The following is a 19872-nucleotide window of genomic DNA, read 5'->3' as shown; positions in this document are numbered from 1 at the left end:
AACCCGCCTAGCGGGTTTTTCATTGAAGAAATTTAATCAACATAATATTTAGTTTTTTCGAATTTCTTTAATATTATTTTCCAAAACAAGTAAGATATTAGTCTTTTTTTGACATCTTTTTTAAAGATAATTTTTCTGTATTCTGAACGTTGTTTAATTAATAAAGTTCTATCAGCATCAATCGAAGAGTTTAAATTATAATCTTTAGTTACCTCGATCAAATGGGGTATTAAACCGTATATCTTTATGCCGGCACATAATCTAAATACTTTAAAAATATCTGCTTCATATCGAATAGGATATAAAAAGTTGATTAATTTTCTTGCTGCGTCATTTGTGATTATATATCCATTTGCTCTCACCGCTTTAGTAACTTCATACAGTTCAAATTCACCCATCTTGGTTTTTTTATTCATGAGATAATGAAAATCGGCAGTAAGTAGATAAATTCCATGTTTAAAATTTTTCTCTTCAAAACTGTTTAAAAATTTTGGTACTTCTGTTTTTAATACAGAATCATCTTCAAGAATTAAGGCATATGGTAGGTTATTATCAATAATTTCTTTATAAACAATAATATGGCTTAGAGCACAGCCAATTTCACCTTTAGTTAGATAATTTTTAGGATAATCGTTGGAAATACTTCGAATGTAATCATCAGATAATTGATAACCATCAATAGCTTTAATAAATTGGTAGTTTAGCTCTAAACGTTGACATATTTTTTCAATATTGGCTTTTTTTAATGATTGTCTTTCTAAGTTAATTATAAATGTTTTCATTTGTTCTTTTTCCTTATTCTTCTAAATTATAACATGGCAAAAAAATCATAAAAAGTAACAATACTTATTAACAAATGATCTATAAAAAATTATTGCTTGAGTATATACTCTTGCCTAAAGATTTTATTCTTCCATATAGTTGTATGTAGAAGAGTATGGTGAATAGTTATTGCATCAATTTATAAGTGAAGGAGCATTAAGTATGATTTTAGGTAATGTTAATCATTTGGATTTAGTTCCATACTTGCCGGCCAAAATTAAACAATCGATTGAATACGTAAAGGACAACGTTAATAGCAATACACCAGCTGGTCGTTATGATATTGATGGTGATAATATGTTTTTTATGGTGTCTGATAATTCATCGAGATATATTCATGATGCTAATCCTGAATATCATAAAAAGTATATTGATGTGCAAATTGTTTTAGAAGGTCAGGAAGGTATGGCTATTTGTACTTTGCCTCCACACACTCAAGTTTTAGATGATAAAATAGCAGAAAATGATATTGCTTTTATCAAAACGCCTAACGAAGAAACTATGTTAGTATTACAGCCTAACGATTTTATTGTTTTTTTACCCAATGAAGTTCATAAACCGCTTTGTGCTGTCGATAATAAGATTGCTACGGTTCGTAAGGTTGTGGTAAAAATTGCATTGAATTATTTATAGATAGAGTAAGGATTTTAGGTAACACTATGACGACAAATATCGCTGTTATTGGCGAATGTATGATTGAACTTTCAATAAAACAAGATTCTACAACCCGTAATTTTGGTGGCGACACTCTCAATACATCGGTTTATTTATCGCGTTTGTTAACCAATAAAGATTTTTCGATTCACTATGTGACAGGCTTAGGAACCGATCCTTTTAGCCAAGAAATGCTTGATAGTTGGCAAAAAGAGCATATCTCAACCGATCTAGTTCAAAGAATGGCTGATAAAATGCCAGGACTTTACTCAATTGTGACTGACGAGCAAGGTGAACGTTCTTTTTATTATTGGCGTAATGATGCAGCGGCTAAATTTTGGTTAAAAACAGCTGAAACAGCTAAAGTTAGTGAGCAAATTGCTAAATGTGATTATGTTTATTTAAGTGGTATTAGTATCGCAATTTTAGATGCAGAAAGTATCGTTAAATTATTAGCGCTATTAAAGCAAGTTAAGGCGAATGGCGGTAAAGTTATTTTTGATAATAATTTCCGTCCGCGTTTGTGGAGTAGCTTTGACTTAGCTCGTAGCGTTTATTCGGATATTTTGTCATACACTGATATTGCTTTTTTAACTTTAGATGATGAAGATCTATTATGGGGTAAATTACCTTATGAACAAGTTATCGAGCGTACTAAAAACTTTGGTGTTTCAGAAATTGTGATAAAACGCGGTAGTGATAGTTGTATTATTGATTCATTAGAAGGCCGTTTTGAAGTTCCTGCTAACAAAGTTGCCAAAGAAGATGTTATTGACACTACAGCTGCCGGTGATTCATTTAGTGCCGGATATTTAGCTGCTCGTTTAAGTGGTAAAACTCCTTCACAATCAGCCAGTCAAGGTCATTTAGTTGCCGGAACTGTGATTCAGTATCGTGGTGCTATAATCCCTTTGGACGCTACACCGAAATTAATTGAGAATTAATAAATAAAACGGTCATCATGACCGTTTTTTATTGCAAATCAATATTTGCCAAAAAATTAGCCCTTAATATCCAACCAATATAAACAGTTGGGTATGATGAATAGATTAAGGTAATATTGCAAAAGAACGAACCGGAAAACCAGATGCATTATTAGGTTTGGCTACAATATTAAAGATAACCGCTCCTTTAGCAGGCAGTTGATCTAAATTGGTCATTAACTCAACTTGATAAGTATCTTGCTCTAAAACATAGTGTTCGCCTTTTAAAGCATTATTTTCTCGAAATGCTTTGGCCGAATCAGTATCAAAAGTTTCATGACCAATAGCTTTAATTTTTCGTTCCTCAAATAAAAATTTCAGTGCATCAAGTCCCCATCCCGGAATTTGATTATTCCCATCAGCATCTTTGTTTTCCATTGCCGTTTGTGATGGCCATTTTTTACTCCAATCTGTTCGTAATGCAACAAAGCTACCCGCTTCAATTTGTCCATGCTGCTGTTCAAAGCTTAATACGTCTGCTACTGAAAAAGAGAAATTAGGATCTTGTTGTGCTCGTTGCGATTGGTCGATAACAATTAACGGTAATACTAGTTCTTGTAATTGTAATTCATGCAAATAGCGAGTGTTAGGCACAAAATGAATAGGCGCATCTAAGTGAGTGCCATATTGCCCAGCAAAACTAAAGTTTTGTGCCAAAAAGCCATCATTATGATCAAACAGCGTTTTGATTTCGGCTGGATTAAACATAAAAAAATGTGGTGAATTGTGATCAAATGCATGGGTTAAATCAATCCATTTTTTTGATTTTAATAAATTTAAAGCTTGTAATACATCGTTATTCAAAACTAATCCTCACACTATAAAACACAATTACTTGTTTATTGTAAAATGGTTATATTTGTTAAACAAATAATTTTAAGTTATAGGAATATATTTTTTAGTACTAAGATCTATTTAGAAAAATTTTGAGGAACGGGGTTTTTGAATGAGTAAAAAATGCTTTATTTTTGTTATTTAATGAACAAATTTGGTTTATATTATTGAAATTCTCATAACCGACCCTATTGAGCTATATAGTTGTATATTTAATCAATCCATACTGGTATAATATACAGTTTATCTTTTGTCTATTTATCTAAACACTCATATAAGAAGAGATCTATGTCAATTAAAGATATCGATATTCGTGGTGCAAGAACACATAACTTAAAAAATATTAATGTAGTTATCCCTAGAGATAAATTGGTTGTAATTACAGGTCTTTCTGGTTCTGGTAAATCATCACTAGCGTTTGATACCTTATATGCTGAAGGTCAAAGACGATATGTTGAGTCGTTATCAGCTTATGCTCGTCAATTTTTATCACTAATGGAAAAACCTGATGTTGATCATATTGAAGGCTTATCGCCAGCTATTTCAATTGAGCAAAAATCAACATCACATAATCCGCGATCAACAGTCGGCACAATCACCGAAATTTATGACTATTTACGTCTGTTATTTGCTCGAATTGGTGAGCCACGTTGTCCAAATCATAATTTACCATTAGCTGCGCAAACGGTTTCGCAAATGGTTGACAGTATTATGGCATTACCTTCAGAAAATCGTTATATGTTACTTGCGCCGGTGGTTACTGAGCGTAAGGGTGAGTTTGTGAAATTATTCGAACAACTTGCTGCCAGCGGTTATATTCGCGTTCGGGTTGATGGTGATGTTTATGATCTCTCCGATCCTCCGACACTTGAGTTACAGAAAAAACATACTATTGAAGTGGTGGTGGATCGTTTTCGTATTCGTGATGATTTGAAACTACGCTTAGCTGAATCAATTGAAACAGTACTTTCAATTACCAATGGTATTGTTAAAGTCGCGAATTTGGATGATCCTAAAGCCGAAGAGCATCTATTTTCTGCCAATTTTGCTTGTCCAATATGTGGCTATAGTATTTCTGAACTTGAACCAAGATTGTTTTCATTTAACAATCCTGCTGGTGCTTGTCCTGAATGTGATGGTTTAGGGGTACAACAATATTTTGATCCAAAACGTGTTGTACAAATGCCTGAAGTTTCCTTAGCCGCAGGCGCGATTAAAGGCTGGGATAGACGTAATTTCTATTACTTTCAGATGTTAAAATCGTTAGCTGAACACTATAAATTTGATATCGATCAACCATATCAAAAATTACCTGAAAAAGTGAAAGGTATTTTACTAAATGGTTCAGGTGGTGACGAAATACAATTTGTTTACACTAATGATCGTGGTGACGTTGTGAAGCGTAAACATGCTTTTGAAGGTATTATCAATAATCTTTCTCGTCGCTATAAAGAAACCGATTCGCAAACTATTCGTGAAGAGTTAGCTAAATATATTAGCCATCGACCTTGCCCATGTTGTGAAGGCTCAAGGTTATGTAAAACAGCCCGACATGTTTTTATTAATGATACTAATTTACCAACTATTAGTAATTTAAGTACCCAACAAGCGAAGGACTTTTTTGATAAGTTATCATTGACCGGACAACGGGCACAAATAGCTGAAAAGATTTTAAAAGAAATTAATGATCGGCTGCAATTTTTGATTAATGTCGGTTTAAATTATTTAACCTTATCACGTTCTGCTGAAACCTTATCTGGTGGTGAAGCGCAACGTATCCGACTGGCTAGCCAAATTGGCGCCGGATTAGTTGGTGTGATGTATGTTCTTGATGAACCGTCGATTGGTTTACATCAACGTGATAATAGTCGCTTAATTGATACATTGACTCACTTACGCGATTTAGGTAATACCGTTATTGTCGTTGAACATGATGAAGAAGCGATTATGGCTGCTGATTATGTTATTGATATCGGTCCTGGCGCAGGTGTTCATGGTGGTGAAGTTGTTGCACAAGGTACGCCACAACAAATTATGCAATGTAAAAATTCATTAACGGGTAAATACCTTTCTGGTGAAGAAAAAATTGAAATTCCTGCTGAGCGAACCAAAATCGATAAGAAAAAAATGTTATCAGTAATTGGTGCGACGGGAAATAATCTTAAAAATGTTACTTTGAATATCCCAGTTGGCTTATTTACCTGTATTACTGGTGTCTCTGGTTCGGGTAAATCAACTTTGATTAATGATACTTTGTATCCTTTAGCCCAAAATGAACTTAATGGTGCGGAAAAAAGTGACATTGCGCCTTATGAAGCAATCAAAGGATTAAATTATTTTGATAAAGTTATCGCAATTGATCAGAGTCCTATAGGTCGAACACCACGTTCAAACCCTGCTACATACACAGGCTTTTTTACTTCGATTCGTGAACTTTATGCTGGTGTGCCAGAAGCTAGAGCACGAGGTTATAATCCAGGAAGGTTTAGTTTTAATGTCAAAGGTGGACGCTGTGAAGCTTGTCAAGGTGATGGTTTAATAAAAGTCGAAATGCACTTTTTACCCGATATCTATGTACCTTGTGATCAGTGCCATGGTGCAAGATATAATCGTGAAACATTAGAGATTAAATATAAAGGTAAATCGATTAATGAAATCTTAAATATGACGGTTGAAGAAGGGCGAGAGTTCTTTGATGCAGTACCTATGATTTCACGTAAATTACAGACTTTAATTGATGTTGGTCTTGCTTATATTACCATTGGTCAATCAGCAACTACTTTATCTGGTGGTGAAGCACAACGGGTGAAACTTGCAAAAGAATTATCTAAGCGCGATACTGGTAGCACACTTTATATACTTGATGAACCAACTACAGGTTTACATTTTGCCGATGTAAAACAATTACTTGCTCAATTACACTCTTTAAGAGATAAAGGCAATACTATAGTCGTGATTGAACATAATTTAGATGTTGTCAAAACTGCTGATTGGATTGTCGATCTAGGTCCTGAAGGAGGAAGTGGTGGTGGTGAGATCATTGCTGAAGGTACCCCTGAAGATGTTGCTAAATCGAAAAAATCCTATACTGGTCAATATTTGAAACCATTATTGCAACGACAAAAAGATAAATAATCTAGACTTATATTTCTAAATTACGGTAACCATAGGAGAAGTATTTTGACATTACAAATTATATTAATGATCATCATTGCTTATCTCTGTGGTTCACTATCTGGTGCAATGATTATTTGCCATGTGATGAAGCTACATGATCCCTGTTTGTATGGTTCTCATAATCCGGGCGCAACTAATGTATTAAGAGTTAATGGCCGTTTACCTGCCGTTATCGTATTAATTTTTGATATGTTAAAAGGTGCGATTCCTGTTTATATCGCTTATCGACTTGGAATATCACCTTTCTTTTTAGGGATAATCGGTATTTCTGCTTGTCTTGGTCACATTTTTCCCTGCTTCTTTCATTTTCGAGGCGGTAAAGGTGTTGCGACTGCATTAGGGATGATGGCACCTATTGGACTTGATTTTACTGGTTGTTTTCTCTTAACGTGGTTGTTAGCGTTAATTATTACTGGCTATTCATCTGTGGCTGCAATTGTCGGTTTCCTTTTTGCACCTTTATATGTCTGGTTTTTCAAGCCCGAATTAACGTTACCAGTGACAATGCTCTCTTGCTTAATTATTATTCGTCATAGTAGTAATATTATGCGATTATTTAAAGGTGAAGAGCCAAAAAGTTATACTAGGCGTAGCAGAAAATAGTTTCATGAGATGTTTATACTTTAATTGCCAATCCTAACAATGATTAAAATATTAAAAGTATAAAGCAAGTAATTTCATGTTACATTCTTTAGCATTTAATTAATTTGGAATTGAAATAATAGAATATTTCTTGTTTTATAGATAATTGAAACAAGGTATTATTGATTAATTATATATAACTATATGGTAACAAAATAATTCATGCAAATCAGTCCGTTACTCGAATCACTTATTAGTGCACTTCGTTGTTTACCTGGCGTTGGTCCAAAATCAGCACAACGAATGGCTTATCATCTACTACAACGTAACCGTCAAGCAGGACTTCATTTGGCTGATCAGCTAAATGAGGCAATGAATAACATTGGTCATTGTAAAGCATGTAGAACTTTTACAGAGCAAGAGATCTGCACCATTTGTGCTAATGTTCGTCGTCAAAGCAGTGATCAACTCTGTGTGGTTGAATCTCCAGCAGATATTTTTGCTATTGAACAAACCGGACAGTATAGTGGTCGTTACTTTGTTTTACTTGGTCATTTATCGCCACTAGATGGTATTGGACCAACTGATATTGGTCTTGATTTACTAAAAAGCCGATTAGCGTCAGAATCAATTCATGAAGTCATTTTAGCAACCAATCCAACGGTTGAAGGTGATGCAACAGCTAATTACATTGCTCAGATGTGTAATGAGTTTAATATCGTTGCGACTCGAATTGCCCATGGCGTACCTGTGGGTGGTGAACTTGAAATGGTTGACGGTACTACCTTATCGCATTCATTTGTTGGTCGACAAAAGATAGAATTTTAGTGTTATTTAATGATTTATCGTAATAGATAAAACAGATTATTTAGTAAATATTCGTAGATTTTAGCAAAAATTAGAAAGAGAGATGTTATGAAATATAAAGCAGTTGCTTTTGATATGGATGGTACTTTACTGGCGAGTAATCGTTTAATTCTGCCTGAAACAGTAGATATGATCCAAAAAATTAGCGAGAAAGGCATTAAAGTTATTTTAGTCTCCGGTCGTCATCATACTGTAATACATCCTTATTATTATCAACTCAAATTATCAACACCGGCAATTTGTTGTAATGGTTCTTATTTATATGATTTCAAAAAACAACAAAATTTTGCTGCTAAACCGATGACTAAACAGCAAGCAAAAAAACTGTTAAATTTAGTTAACCAATTTGGTATTCATACCATGATTTATACTGATCAAGTTATGAATTATGAAGTTCTTGATGATCATCTTGAAGGATTCTTTGAATGGTTGAATTCATTACCAGAATTCTTACAACCAGAAGTCAAAAAAGTTGATAATTTTGAACAAGTCATTGAACAAGCAAATATGATTTTCAAATTTGCTACCAGTAGCCATAATTTACCTGCCTTAAAACAATTTTCCGATGCGGTTGATGCACTTGATGAGTTCTCATGTGAGTGGTCATGGTCTAATCGTGCCGATATTGCGGTTAAAGGTAACACAAAAGGTAATGGTTTAAAGCATTGGGCTGAACATGAAAATATTAAATTAAGTGAAATTGTTGCTTTTGGTGATAGTTATAATGATATCAGTATGTTTGCTATTGCTGGACTAGGTATTGCTATGGGCAATGCTGATGATGAAGTTAAAGCCAAAGCCAGTTATACAATTGGTGATAATAATAGCTCCAGTATCGCTAATGAGCTTAAAAAATTATTTTTATAGCCAAATGGATTAATTAAAAATGGTTTTTGAGGTTCTTTATCAGGACAATAATTTAATAGCAATTAACAAGCCAGAAGGGTGGTTGGTACATCGTAGCTGGCTTGATAAAAATGAAACAGTGGTTGTGATGCAAACGTTGCGTGATCAAATTGGACAACATGTTTATCCTATCCACCGTTTAGATCGACCAACCTCTGGTGTATTAGTTTTTGCCTTATCTAGCGATATTGCTCGTTTATTGTCACAACAGTTTGCGGAAAAACAGATCGAAAAAACTTATCATGCTATTGTGCGAGGTTATATTGATGGTGAAGCTACCATTGACTATCCATTAGTTGAAGAGTTAGATAAAATTGCTGATAAATTTGCCAACAAAGATAAACCTGCTCAAGAAGCAATAACCTTTTATAAAGGCATTAGTAAAATAGAATTACCTATTGCCGTAGGCAAATATCAAACAGCTAGGTACAGTTTTGTTGAGTTAAAACCGCAGACCGGTCGAAAACATCAATTACGTCGCCATTTAAAACATATTTTCCATCCAATTATTGGTGATAGTAAACATGGTGATCTCCATCAAAATCGTGCTTTTAATCATTATTTCGATATTAAACGTCTTATGTTACATGCTAGCACTATCAAAATGATGCACCCAGTCACCCATGAACCATTAACTATCCATGCAAATTTAAGCGAAGAGTGGTTAACAGTATTAAAAAATTTTAGATAAAGTTAATGACTTTATTGATAATTAATTTAAATTTATTAGTGGTATTTGATTTTTTATGTGCAAAACAAATTTTATTGCATTATTGATTTAGTTACTATAACCTTAAGCCGCATATCTAAATATTAAACAATATCTGCAGAGTACTTATCACCATACTTTCAAAATATTGTTAACATTTTCAAGTATTAATAATAGTTAAATTTAGTAAATTATTTAGGAAAAACAATGAAACGATTAACTCAGTATGTAAGTATCTTCTTTTTAACTTTATTCGCTATCGCGTGTTCATCAGGTGAAAGTTCACCAGAAAAAGTCGCAGAAAAGTATGTATCAGCCATGTATAGTGGTGATGCTGATGCAATAATAAAAATGATTTATATGCCAGATGAAGGGAAATCTTCGGATGCGAGCACGATGATTAAGGGTAAATTGCAAGATGCAACAATAAGAGCCAAAGCTTATGCTGAGCAACACGGTGGTATTGCTAAAGTTGAATATCAACCAACTAAATATCTAAATGATGATAAAAGTCGTGCTATTATTGATATAGATGTAATCTTCAAAGATAATACCAATAAAAATGAAGATCTTAAATTAACCAAAGTTGATGGAAATTGGTTTATTGAAGTAGGTTTTTAATTTTAAATATAATATATTACTACTCGTTTAAATATAAAAAAGAGTAAAGTAGCTTTTACTCTTTTTTGTTGTTCAATGAGAATACCAATTTATTGGATAAAAAATCAAAAAAGGAAATAAAATATGAAATTGTTAGTTAAATTTTTAAGTGTGTTTTTATTAGCATTAGTCGTTACTGCTTGTTCTTCAGATGATAATACACCTGAAGTGGCTGCAGAGAAATTTATTAAAGATTCTTACAGTGGTAATGTTGATGGTATTCTCGATGCTTTATATATTCCTGATGAATTAAAAACTAATGGTGTAGATATTAAAGTATTAATGAAAAGTAAAATGAAAGTAGCTATTGATCAAGCTGTTGCCACTGCAAAACAAAATGGTGGATTTGATCAAGTCAAAATATCTTCAACTGAATATAATGATGATAAAACTCAAGCTACTATCAAGACAATCATTATTTTTAAAGATGGAACTGAGAATAATTCAGCATTATCATTAATCAAAGTTGATGGTAAATGGTTAATTAATATAAAATAACTCTTATAATTATTTGATAACCTAAAAAGGTGATTCTATCCTTTTTAGGTTATAGATAACCAATCTAAATTTTATGAAATTTTCATATTATATTTTTATTTTTTTCCTCTTTATCATAAATCCAGTTTATGCTCAAGAATTAGCAAATTCCGATAATTCCTATATGGAAAAGACTTCATTAATTAATGTTGGTGATTGGATTTTTCGTAGTGGTGTTCAGACAGATAGTTTTATCGTTAAAAAACTTGATGGTGGTATATTTTCTCATATAGGCATGGTTGTCGCGATTGAACCGGAAATAAAAGTTATTCATGCCACGACAACTGATGATGAGAATATTCCAAATCAAGTTATTATTTCAAGTTTGGCTGATTTTACTGCTCCAGAATTAGCTGAGAAATATGCCATAGCGCGACCAAACTTTTTAACAGATGAGCAAAAGTTACAAATTATTGCCGAGTTGTTAACTAAACAAGGAGAAGAGTTTAAACTTGCTTCTCGTGAGGAAGATCATCTATATTGCACAACGTTATTGTATGACGTTATTATCAAATATAAATCTGATTTTAACCCAGAATGGAAATATGCTAATTTCCCTTTATTGCGTGGTCATTATCTATTTCCGAGCGCTTTTGCCAATTATTCAGATGTTACTTGGATATATAGTTATCCGGAAAACTAACTAAGTAATTGCTGGAAGGTTTATAACAAAATCAAGATTAATTAATCACGATTAAGTGCATTTATGATTAAAAATTTGCCTTTGGCTAAAGACTAAAGTGGTTCTAAAAAAAGCGTAATGGGTTATTACGCTTTTTGATTAAGGGTATTAAGTTAGGATTCTAAATAAATAGCCTGCATTTTTTCAAAATCTTGATCGGTGAAACCAAGTTCTTGTTTAATGTAATTGCTTGGTGTTCCAGCAACTTTTTTCATCGTATTGAGTATTTCTAATACGAAACTTTCACGAGTATCAATTAGACTTAGCAGATATCCTAAAACATCCTCATTATCGGTTATTTTTCGATAAGCTTCCATTTTGATTTTATTGCGCTCTAAACGGTTATCATGAGTTAGCATATAATCATAAATAATATCTGACTCAGATACACCTAACATTATCTGAATAAGTAATACGCCATAGCCAGTCCTATCTTTACCACCACGACAGTGCTGAATACTTGGACTATTGTGGCCATCTAATACCACTCTCAACATTTGTCGATAAGCATTTTTTGACTTTTCACTCAATACAAAGTTACGATATTGTTCAAGAACTTGGGTGCCTTCGCCATTGACTAATTCTTTCGGAATATCTCTTAACACACTCTCAATTAAAGCTTGATCTTCATTGCTTGGCTCGGCTGCAAATTGAGCTGCAAGCTCTGCTGTTTGTGCTGAAGCATCAAAATTAAAGGTTTGTTTTTCACCAATTGAAGAATTCGGACTAGTTTTAATCTCATTTTCACAACGATAATCTATAATTGTTTGGATGTTTAATGTTTTAATATATTGTTGCGCATCTGGTTTTAAACCATGAAGATGATTAGAACGATATAATAATCCCCATTTTACCCGTTTCCCATTTGCACCAATATAACCACCAAAATCACGGAAATTATTTAGACCTGTAATTGGTAAAGTCCTTTCGGCAACTAGATATGAAGAGTCATTACCAATTTGTAAAATCAAATAAATACGACGTTTTGCTTGTAAAGGATCTTCAAAACTAAATGGTGATTTAATATCTTGACTGATTAATGTTTTATTTGTTGCATTAACATTTGCTTCTTCAGTCCAATATAAATCTACACGTTGATCTGAATTGTTTTCAAATGAGACAGTTAATTGACCTTGCTTATTTCGATTTAATGAAGCTGTTTTAATTTTAACTACCATATTTATTCCTTACTTTAAAATACCAAACATTGAAAATATTACGCCAATCACCATTACTGCCAGTATTAAGCTAACTGTGTATTTCCCTTGAAACTTCCTAACGATGAAGAATGTGGCTAATGCAAAAAGTAAGGTTAAAAAATTTGGCATGACTTTATCGAACATTTCTTGAACTTTAATCGATTGTTCGCCAACATTTATTGTTAGTGGTGTAGCAACTTTGACCGTTGATGCAATGAGCGAACCCAAGACCATGACACCAACAACATTAGCCAAGTTACTTATTCTTTGAATAATGTTTGAATTTTTTGATTGCTCAATTAAATCTACACCCTTGTTATAACCATAATGAATAAAGAAATATTTACTTAACACATTAACAAGGTTATAAATTAAAAACATTAATATAGGGCCAATGATATTGCCTTGCAACGCAAATGCTGCGCCAATACTGCCGCAAATCGGCATCCAAGTGAATTTAAGTAAACTATCACCTAAACCTGCAAAAGGTCCCATTAAGCCAGCTTTAACAGAGACTACCGCATCTTTTTCTTCTTCACTGGTTTTCTCTTCCATTGCGGCGGTGACGCCCAAAATTAAAGCGCCAGCATTAATTTGTGTATTGAAAAACTCTAAATGGCGTTTCATTGCTCGGATACGAGTTTCTTTATCTGCATCTTTATAAAGTCGATCTAGTACAGGGATCATACAATGAGCAAATCCTATCATTTGCATTTTTTCATAGTTATATGAAAATGACATTGTTTGTAAGTTCCAAAAGATACGATTCAGATCTTTTTTGGTAATTTTATGTAGAGTACTCATAGATCATATTCCTCTTCAGTGTTGCTATTCATTGATGTTTGGTTATCGGATTCATTATTATTACTGTTTCTGTTATTAGTTGACGCCATGTCATATAGGACTGCGAAAGCTAGAGCGATGAAGGTCACAGGAATAATTGGTAATTTTAAATAGGTAGTTAGCATGAAACCTAATAGGAAAAAGAACCACATTCTGCCCTTGAGTAACATCAGTAATAAAATACAAATACCAACTGCTGGAATTAATTTGGAAGCAACGCCCATACCATCAATGATGCTTTTTGGAATCGCATCTAAAATAGTTTTAACTAAATCACTACCAAAATAAATTGCAATAAAACAAGGGACTGCACGAATTAAAAACCAAACTGGTGTTGAGAAAAAGTGAACTTTAGCTAGTGCTTTATAATTACCATTTAAAACAGAACGTTCTGCCCAAGGATTTAAAAAACATGCGAATGAACGCCATATAATGAGTAATTGTTGACATAACAATGATACAGGCACGCCTAATGCAATACCAGTAGCAATACCTCCGCCAGTGGTGATACCTAGTGAAACCCCGATAATGGCACCGGCAACAATGTCTGGTGCTGAATATGCCCCCACATTACCAATACCCATCCACATTAATTCAAGTGTTGCACTAATTGCTAACCCTTGAACCATATCGCCCATAATAATACCTGCAATGGTACCTGTTAATAATGGGCGACGTAACATCTGCGGACCAACATCATCCAAAGAACAAATTCCCGCCCAAATGGCGACAAGAATAGCTTGTGTTAACATATGTTAACCTCCAAATTAAAAATAAATATTTCGAAAGATTATTTAGCTAAGTAGTGATTTCAGATCGACTATTGGATCTTTAGGAACCATTTGCACCTCAACTGGAATATTTTTAGCAATAAGATTTTTGAATGCTTGTTCCTCTTCTGGTGTTACCGAAACCGCTCTTGATAATTGATGTCGGCCATCTTGCATTCGCATGCCGCCTACATTCACTTTTTCTAGCGATAGTCCGCCTTCAACTAAAGAATTAACATCAATACTATTCGTGAAAAGTAACATGGTTCTTTTTTTGATTGGGGTCTTTTTTAGAATTTCGATAAATTGTTGTACCCCAAATACTAAAACTTTTAGCCCCGGAGGTGCTGACATAGTGAGTACCGATTGCTGAACTTTATCACCAGCGACTTTATCATTAATAACTAATACTTGTTCTATGTCATAGTTTTTTACCCAAGTAGTAATAACTTGTCCATGAATCAAGCGGTCATCAATTCTTGCTACATTTATTGGCATTGGTCTTCTCCTTACAACTCATTAGATTGTTCTTGTTGAACATTTAGAATCTGCCGAACATCTTTACAGCTTTCGGGAAAAGTTTCCTCAATAGCCAATTTGGCATCATTTAATGTCCCTTCACGATTATTTAAAACTTCAAGTAATACCGGAATATTAAAACCACAAAATAACAATACATCGTCATGTGATATGAGTAGTTCGGTGGCTAGATTGCAGGGTGTTCCCCCCATGATATCCACCAATATAATTACGCCATTACCTTGATTTAGTTTTTTGTAACTACTTTGCATTTCTTGACGTAGATTATCGATATTACTATCAATTAAAACTGATATAACATGAACATTGTCTTGTTCTCCCATAAGCATTTGTGCACACTCTAAAGCGCCTTGAGCAAATGGGCCATGACTAGCTAGAATGATGGGTAGAGGTTGTGGCATAGAAATTTCCTTGTTTCGTAATTTTATTACTAAATATTTTTGTTTATTTAGTAATAAAGTTACATCTACGGAGGCAAATAGTCATCTATTTTTTAAGAAATTTTTATGATTTTGTGAACGAGATCAAATTTATGCAAAGAAAGATGATGGTTATAACTAACGAGTTAGAGCTAAAGTACTTGTGTTTTTCTTTTTTGTGATTATTTTGTTGTTTTGGCTGGATATTTACGTTTTTCTCTATTTTGAGTTTGTAAGAGTAAACGTTCATCATATTGGCGAATAAATAAGTTAGTTAAGAGCATATTTACTACAGATATTTGAGAGATTTTAGATCGTATTGGTATTAATCTTGAAGCATGCTCCATCGATGTAGTATGTAACACTATGGTGGCTAAGGATGAAATCTGACTTTGTCCCATTTTAGTGATAGCAAGAGAAGGAACCGAAGATTGACCAGCTAGTTTTAATAACTCAACACAATCAGGTGTTTCTCCTGAGTGTGAAATAATAATAACAAGATCATTTTTATCTAATGTACTGATAAGACTACGAGTAATGTGAGCATCGAAGTGACAATTGACATCTTTCTTTATTTTGATAAGTTGATATTCCAGTTCTTTACCAACTAAACCACTACTGCCGACACCAAATATAACAATTTTTTGACAATTAATAATTAAATCAATGGCACTATTTAATGCATAAATATTAACGATAGAGTGGGTTTCATCAATTGAGGATTTTTCCATTGCTTGGACTTTACTATTCACATCAGCAAGAGAATCGTTCAAATTGATATCATCTTGTAATATCTCATTATTAAGTTTTTTAGGGATTGAGCCAATCAGATCGACCTTGAAATCACTGAATCCTTTATATCCTAATTTATTACATAAACGTAAAATAGTGGTGGTACTTACGTGATTGAGTTTTGCTAAAGTTTGGATGCTCATATTCTTGAGTGCTTGGATATTATCAATAATATAGTAAGCAACTTTAAGCTCTTTAGTTGATAAGTCTTTTTTTACTTCTCTAAGCTTTAACTCAATCACTAGATACCTCAAATTTACTGTTCTATTGCTATAAGTATATAAAAATTGTTCAGGAAATTAAAAAAAAATTAACTTCAATAGACTAAATTATATACAAATCAAGTTGTCATAATCAAAAGTAATTCAACTAAAATAATGGTAATTGGGTATATAACGATATGTATTATTAAAAATAAATTACGTAATGAGGTGAAATTTATTTATAAAAAAACCCGCTTATGCGGGCTTTAGCGCTAATCAGTTAAAATTATTTATCAAATTCGCTGATAATTTCTTTAGCTGTTTTACCATTAAGTTTGCTTTTAAGATCTGCAGTTACTTTAGCTTCATCACCAGCATTAGCAGGATTAGTTGCTGCAGCAGTTGTTGCATTAAAAATTGCACGAGCAAAAGCAATTTTATCGTTATCACTTAATTTTTCACTAGCTGTTTTTACAGAACTAGTAAAAGTTTCTTGTGTTGTAAAATCAATTTTAGCAGCATCATCACCACCACAACCAATTAACGCAAAACTTAATAATGATACAGCTAATAGTTTTTTAAACATTTCCATTCCTTAAAAATAAATATTATTAAATGCAGGGCTATTTTTATACTAAAAGAGTTAATTTTCAAGCAATAAATGTCTTTTAATTGAAAATAATTTATAACGTTGTCAGTTTGAATTTTAAGATTGTGAATTTAGTGCAGCATATGTTTGTTTATGATAAATAAAAGCGTTACTGGAAATTATGTCTCATTTTACCCTTAAAAAAGCCCGCTCCTCAAAATTTTTATGATTTTAGTTGTAAATAAGCTATATAAATTTAACTCATCCTTTTTATTGATGTCCTATATTTAGGACATTTAAAATATTCTATGCGACTGCTGTATTTATAACCTATTAAAACTTGACGATAAGGTAAGCCAATGCTAATATTTGCCACCTATTCAGATAGACCTCTTCGGCGCGTTGGCAGAGTGGCCATGCTGCGGATTGCAAATCCGTCTACCTCGGTTCGACTCCGGGACGCGCCTCCATTAAAATCGATAAGTTACCTACAGTATTTGCTCGAATAAACTATCAAGTTAATAGAGATATTTATTCTTTATATGATATAGTTAATGATAATTATAGCGAATTGAGTATTATTATGACGGTAGAAAAACTTAGATATTGGTTATCATTTATTATTGCTTCAGTAGCAGTTTTCTTTTTTATTAATCAATTTGACCTATTTGATAAAAAAAATATTGAAAAGCAGTTAGTTACCATGTCAAAAGAAATAAATAAAAATACTCCATATCAGTTAGATCAGTTTACCATTTTAGATTCAACTATGGCATATAAAAATACAATAGTTTACAAACTGACAATTTTTAATATTAATTTTGAAGATTTAGAAATAGGTTTTGTTGAAAATAAACTTTTTTTGACGGTAAGAAACCTTCTTTGTACTGAAGAAAGTACAAAAAAAGCAATAAATAAAGGGGCGATTTTTAAATACATGTATAATGAAGAAAATAATAAATATTTATTTTCTTTTACTATAGATAGTAAAGACTGTTTGGAAATGTTAAAAGATGAATCAAAATAACCATTCTTTAGTAATCTTAAAGCTGAATATCATCATTAAAGTCCATTTGTAGTTCAGGTATTTTTGTAATTGTAAAAATATTTTCGATTTTTAATGTTATTTATTAAATCATTAGTCAATTAAACAATCAAAAAAGTACCCATCATTTATTGTAAACCATTGATTCAGTTATGCCCACTTATAACGTTTATCAAGAAACAGGATAAAACATGGCATATTTTAATTATCATGCTAAAGCCAAAAAACTGATCTCACAAGGGTATTTGATTCACTATGAGTTTGTCGATAATTGGAATGGTATCAGACCCGCATTAGTTTTATATTTTGACAATGCTAACCCAATGCCGATAAGGGAATATCGTTGGCAAGAATATTTACCATTGATTGGACTAGTTACCGAAGATCTAGACAACTCAAACTAATAGTTTGGGTTAGTCATTTAGGTTATAAATCACCAGTGAATATTTCTGACACAAATAAAGACCATTTACATTAATGATTTAACAATCAAGAGAAGATAATAGGTAATTATTAAGAACTTTTTCTAGACTGTTTTGCTCACTATTAAGCTGTTATTGATTGTTATAACAATAAATTTGCCAATCTGATAGCTAAAGCGTAAAATGCCCATCCTATTTTGCTTAACCTATTACCTTATAAGGTAATACTGACTTGAAATCAGAGGCATTTGTTAATGACAATGTTATATCCAAAACCAGAATTACTTTCACCAGCTGGTTCACTTAAAAATATGCGTTACGCGTTTGCTTATGGTGCTGATGCAGTTTATGCCGGGCAGCCTCGCTACAGTTTGCGAGTGCGCAATAATGAATTTAATCATGAAAATCTTGCTATTGGCATCAACGAAGCTCATGCTCAAGGCAAAAAGTTTTATGTGGTAGTTAATATTGCACCGCATAATTCGAAATTAAAAACCTTTATTCGTGATTTAGAACCAATTGTTAACATGAAACCAGATGCATTTATCATGTCTGATCCGGGTTTAATCATGTTGGTTCGTGAACATTTTCCGGAAATGGAAATTCACTTATCTGTGCAATCCAACGCGGTTAACTGGGCGACGGTAAAATTTTGGCATAAGATGGGATTAACGCGTGTTGTGTTGTCACGAGAGTTATCCATCGATGAAATCAAAGAAATTCGAGAAAAAGTGCCGGAAATGGAACTTGAAGTTTTTATTCATGGTGCGCTTTGTATGGCCTATTCAGGACGCTGCTTGTTATCTGGTTATATTAATAAACGTGACTCAAATCAAGGTACCTGTACTAATGCTTGTCGTTGGGAATATAAAGTATCTGAGGGCAAAGAGGACGAAGTAGGGCAGATAGTCCATAAATGCGAGCCGATTCCTGTACAACAAATTGAACCAACATTAGGTATTGGCTCAACAACCAATCAGGTCTTTATGCTAGAAGAATCTGGTCGCCCTGGCGAATATATGCAAGCTTTTGAAGATGAACATGGTACTTATATCATGAATTCAAAAGATTTAAGAGCAGTTGAATTAGTCGAAGATCTGACAAAGATTGGCGTACATTCATTAAAAATTGAAGGTCGAACCAAATCGTTTTATTACTGTGCTCGAACTGCACAAGTCTATCGTCAAGCTATTGATGCCGCCAGTGAAGGTAAACCATTTGATCCACGCTTATTGGCTGAACTTGATTCTTTGGCTCATCGAGGATATACCGAAGGCTTTTTACGTCGCCATAAACATGAAGATATGCAAAATTATGTGCACAGTCATTCTGTATCTGATAGACAACAATTTGTTGGTGAGTTTAGTGGTCAACGTCTAAATGGCTTAGCTGAAATTATTGTTAAAAATAAATTTTCAGTAGGGGATAGTGTTGAAATGATGACCCCTAAAGGTAATATGACCTTTATTATTGAACGAATGGAAAATAAAAAAGGTCAACCAGTTCCAGCAGGACTTGGTGATGGTCACATTGTTTATATTCCAATCGCCGAAGATATTGATTTAAATTATGCGCTTTTAATGCGTAATTTTGATTAATCTATTTAACTACAATTAACTGTTCAGGGTTTTGAACAG

The 19872-nt window shown here is 33.0% G+C and carries 22 protein-coding genes and 1 tRNA gene; 14 read left to right on the top strand and 9 right to left on the bottom strand.

Annotation, left to right across the window (positions count from 1 at the left end; genetic code table 11):
• Positions 1-32: 32 nt before the first annotated feature.
• The gene (locus H3T83_RS04000; protein WP_198215155.1) at positions 33-782 is read right to left on the bottom strand and encodes a glycosyltransferase family 25 protein; all 750 of its coding nucleotides are present in this window, start codon (positions 780-782) and stop codon (positions 33-35) included.
• 202 nt (positions 783-984) lie between these two features.
• Between H3T83_RS04000 and H3T83_RS03995 the strand changes: the two genes are divergently transcribed.
• Entirely contained in the window at positions 985-1455 is a 471-nt protein-coding gene (locus H3T83_RS03995; RefSeq protein ID WP_198195269.1) for a YhcH/YjgK/YiaL family protein, read from the top strand.
• Between the two features lie 26 nt (positions 1456-1481).
• The gene (locus H3T83_RS03990) at positions 1482-2420 is read left to right on the top strand and encodes a sugar kinase (RefSeq protein WP_110453497.1); all 939 of its coding nucleotides are present in this window, start codon (positions 1482-1484) and stop codon (positions 2418-2420) included.
• Positions 2421-2525: 105 nt separating this feature from the next.
• Here the strand turns inward: H3T83_RS03990 and H3T83_RS03985 are convergent, their stop codons facing one another.
• Entirely contained in the window at positions 2526-3263 is a 738-nt protein-coding gene (locus tag H3T83_RS03985) for a cyclase family protein (protein ID WP_232351107.1), read from the bottom strand.
• Positions 3264-3587: 324 nt separating this feature from the next.
• Between H3T83_RS03985 and uvrA the strand changes: the two genes are divergently transcribed.
• The 8 genes from uvrA (at position 3588) to H3T83_RS03945 (ending at position 11374) form a co-directional block, all read left to right on the top strand.
• Entirely contained in the window at positions 3588-6428 is a 2841-nt protein-coding gene (gene uvrA / locus H3T83_RS03980; protein ID WP_110453586.1) for an excinuclease ABC subunit UvrA, read from the top strand.
• A 45-nt stretch (positions 6429-6473) separates the two neighbouring features.
• Positions 6474-7073, top strand: coding sequence for a glycerol-3-phosphate 1-O-acyltransferase PlsY (gene plsY / locus H3T83_RS03975; RefSeq protein WP_165754882.1), 600 nt, complete (start codon positions 6474-6476; stop codon positions 7071-7073).
• 201 nt (positions 7074-7274) lie between these two features.
• Positions 7275-7880, top strand: coding sequence for a recombination mediator RecR (gene recR / locus H3T83_RS03970; protein WP_065612883.1), 606 nt, complete (start codon positions 7275-7277; stop codon positions 7878-7880).
• A gap of 87 nt (positions 7881-7967) precedes the next feature.
• On the top strand, positions 7968-8786 hold the full coding sequence (locus H3T83_RS03965) for a pyridoxal phosphatase (RefSeq protein ID WP_065578910.1): 819 nt from the start codon (positions 7968-7970) through the stop codon (positions 8784-8786).
• A 19-nt stretch (positions 8787-8805) separates the two neighbouring features.
• Positions 8806-9516, top strand: coding sequence for a tRNA pseudouridine(65) synthase TruC (gene truC, locus H3T83_RS03960; RefSeq protein ID WP_065578909.1), 711 nt, complete (start codon positions 8806-8808; stop codon positions 9514-9516).
• A gap of 225 nt (positions 9517-9741) precedes the next feature.
• A complete protein-coding gene (locus tag H3T83_RS03955) occupies positions 9742-10155 on the top strand; it encodes a DUF4878 domain-containing protein (RefSeq protein WP_065651230.1) in 414 nt (137 codons plus the stop codon).
• Positions 10156-10278: 123 nt separating this feature from the next.
• Positions 10279-10692 carry a DUF4878 domain-containing protein gene (locus H3T83_RS03950; RefSeq protein WP_065651229.1) on the top strand — a complete coding sequence of 138 codons (414 nt, stop codon included), beginning with the start codon at positions 10279-10281 and terminating at the stop codon, positions 10690-10692.
• 163 nt (positions 10693-10855) lie between these two features.
• Positions 10856-11374: a YiiX/YebB-like N1pC/P60 family cysteine hydrolase gene (locus H3T83_RS03945; protein WP_165596300.1), complete on the top strand. Its 519-nt coding sequence runs from the start codon at positions 10856-10858 to the stop codon at positions 11372-11374.
• A 152-nt stretch (positions 11375-11526) separates the two neighbouring features.
• Here the strand turns inward: H3T83_RS03945 and H3T83_RS03940 are convergent, their stop codons facing one another.
• The 7 genes from H3T83_RS03940 to H3T83_RS03910 all read right to left on the bottom strand — a co-directional run bounded on the left by H3T83_RS03940 (position 11527) and on the right by H3T83_RS03910 (position 16765).
• Positions 11527-12591, bottom strand: a complete 1065-nt coding sequence (locus tag H3T83_RS03940) for a tyrosine-protein phosphatase (RefSeq protein WP_065578905.1) — start codon at positions 12589-12591, stop codon at positions 11527-11529.
• A gap of 9 nt (positions 12592-12600) precedes the next feature.
• On the bottom strand, positions 12601-13416 hold the full coding sequence (locus H3T83_RS03935; RefSeq protein WP_065578904.1) for a PTS system mannose/fructose/sorbose family transporter subunit IID: 816 nt from the start codon (positions 13414-13416) through the stop codon (positions 12601-12603).
• Positions 13413-14207, bottom strand: coding sequence for a PTS sugar transporter subunit IIC (locus tag H3T83_RS03930; RefSeq protein ID WP_086361180.1), 795 nt, complete (start codon positions 14205-14207; stop codon positions 13413-13415). Before H3T83_RS03930 ends, H3T83_RS03935 begins: the two co-directional genes overlap by 4 nt.
• A gap of 42 nt (positions 14208-14249) precedes the next feature.
• A complete protein-coding gene (locus H3T83_RS03925; RefSeq protein ID WP_198215154.1) occupies positions 14250-14723 on the bottom strand; it encodes a PTS sugar transporter subunit IIB in 474 nt (157 codons plus the stop codon).
• An 11-nt stretch (positions 14724-14734) separates the two neighbouring features.
• Positions 14735-15166 (bottom strand): PTS sugar transporter subunit IIA, encoded by a 432-nt coding sequence (locus H3T83_RS03920; protein ID WP_065612890.1) that lies wholly within the window; start codon positions 15164-15166, stop codon positions 14735-14737.
• 200 nt (positions 15167-15366) lie between these two features.
• Positions 15367-16218 carry a MurR/RpiR family transcriptional regulator gene (locus tag H3T83_RS03915; RefSeq protein ID WP_198215153.1) on the bottom strand — a complete coding sequence of 284 codons (852 nt, stop codon included), beginning with the start codon at positions 16216-16218 and terminating at the stop codon, positions 15367-15369.
• Between the two features lie 247 nt (positions 16219-16465).
• The gene (locus tag H3T83_RS03910; RefSeq protein ID WP_086366060.1) at positions 16466-16765 is read right to left on the bottom strand and encodes a DUF6694 family lipoprotein; all 300 of its coding nucleotides are present in this window, start codon (positions 16763-16765) and stop codon (positions 16466-16468) included.
• A gap of 399 nt (positions 16766-17164) precedes the next feature.
• On the opposite strand from H3T83_RS03910, the gene H3T83_RS03905 reads away from it, so the two are divergent.
• The 4 genes from H3T83_RS03905 to yegQ all read left to right on the top strand — a co-directional run bounded on the left by H3T83_RS03905 (position 17165) and on the right by yegQ (position 19833).
• A tRNA-Cys gene (locus H3T83_RS03905) sits at positions 17165-17238 on the top strand.
• 113 nt (positions 17239-17351) lie between these two features.
• Complete coding sequence (locus tag H3T83_RS03900; protein WP_086365443.1) at positions 17352-17795, top strand: hypothetical protein; 444 nt, start codon at positions 17352-17354, stop codon at positions 17793-17795.
• Between the two features lie 209 nt (positions 17796-18004).
• A complete protein-coding gene (locus H3T83_RS03895; protein ID WP_198215152.1) occupies positions 18005-18217 on the top strand; it encodes a hypothetical protein in 213 nt (70 codons plus the stop codon).
• Between the two features lie 278 nt (positions 18218-18495).
• On the top strand, positions 18496-19833 hold the full coding sequence (gene yegQ / locus H3T83_RS03890) for a tRNA 5-hydroxyuridine modification protein YegQ (RefSeq protein ID WP_065613457.1): 1338 nt from the start codon (positions 18496-18498) through the stop codon (positions 19831-19833).
• Positions 19834-19872: the final 39 nt, after the last annotated feature.

The organism is Gilliamella sp. M0320 (assembly GCF_016101635.1).
Lineage (GTDB): Bacteria > Pseudomonadota > Gammaproteobacteria > Enterobacterales > Orbaceae > Gilliamella > Gilliamella apis.
This window is presented reverse-complemented; position numbering and strand designations above follow the sequence as displayed.

Bases quoted from the DNA above. Each gene is read 5' to 3' on its own strand.
- H3T83_RS04000 (WP_198215155.1), bottom strand. From the start codon at position 782: ATGAAAACATTTATAATTAACTTAGAAAGACAATCATTAAAAAAAGCC.
- H3T83_RS03965 (WP_065578910.1), top strand. From the start codon at position 7,968: ATGAAATATAAAGCAGTTGCTTTTGATATGGATGGTACTTTACTGGCG.
- H3T83_RS03930 (WP_086361180.1), bottom strand. From the start codon at position 14,207: ATGTTAACACAAGCTATTCTTGTCGCCATTTGGGCGGGAATTTGTTCT.
- H3T83_RS03995 (WP_198195269.1), top strand. From the start codon at position 985: ATGATTTTAGGTAATGTTAATCATTTGGATTTAGTTCCATACTTGCCG.
- H3T83_RS03925 (WP_198215154.1), bottom strand. From the start codon at position 14,723: ATGCCAATAAATGTAGCAAGAATTGATGACCGCTTGATTCATGGACAA.
- H3T83_RS03935 (WP_065578904.1), bottom strand. From the start codon at position 13,416: ATGAGTACTCTACATAAAATTACCAAAAAAGATCTGAATCGTATCTTT.
- H3T83_RS03950 (WP_065651229.1), top strand. From the start codon at position 10,279: ATGAAATTGTTAGTTAAATTTTTAAGTGTGTTTTTATTAGCATTAGTC.
- yegQ (WP_065613457.1), top strand. From the start codon at position 18,496: ATGTTATATCCAAAACCAGAATTACTTTCACCAGCTGGTTCACTTAAA.
- H3T83_RS03895 (WP_198215152.1), top strand. From the start codon at position 18,005: ATGGCATATTTTAATTATCATGCTAAAGCCAAAAAACTGATCTCACAA.
- H3T83_RS03940 (WP_065578905.1), bottom strand. From the start codon at position 12,591: ATGGTAGTTAAAATTAAAACAGCTTCATTAAATCGAAATAAGCAAGGT.
- H3T83_RS03910 (WP_086366060.1), bottom strand. From the start codon at position 16,765: ATGTTTAAAAAACTATTAGCTGTATCATTATTAAGTTTTGCGTTAATT.
- recR (WP_065612883.1), top strand. From the start codon at position 7,275: ATGCAAATCAGTCCGTTACTCGAATCACTTATTAGTGCACTTCGTTGT.
- H3T83_RS03945 (WP_165596300.1), top strand. From the start codon at position 10,856: ATGGAAAAGACTTCATTAATTAATGTTGGTGATTGGATTTTTCGTAGT.
- H3T83_RS03990 (WP_110453497.1), top strand. From the start codon at position 1,482: ATGACGACAAATATCGCTGTTATTGGCGAATGTATGATTGAACTTTCA.
- truC (WP_065578909.1), top strand. From the start codon at position 8,806: ATGGTTTTTGAGGTTCTTTATCAGGACAATAATTTAATAGCAATTAAC.
- H3T83_RS03900 (WP_086365443.1), top strand. From the start codon at position 17,352: ATGACGGTAGAAAAACTTAGATATTGGTTATCATTTATTATTGCTTCA.
- H3T83_RS03920 (WP_065612890.1), bottom strand. From the start codon at position 15,166: ATGCCACAACCTCTACCCATCATTCTAGCTAGTCATGGCCCATTTGCT.
- H3T83_RS03955 (WP_065651230.1), top strand. From the start codon at position 9,742: ATGAAACGATTAACTCAGTATGTAAGTATCTTCTTTTTAACTTTATTC.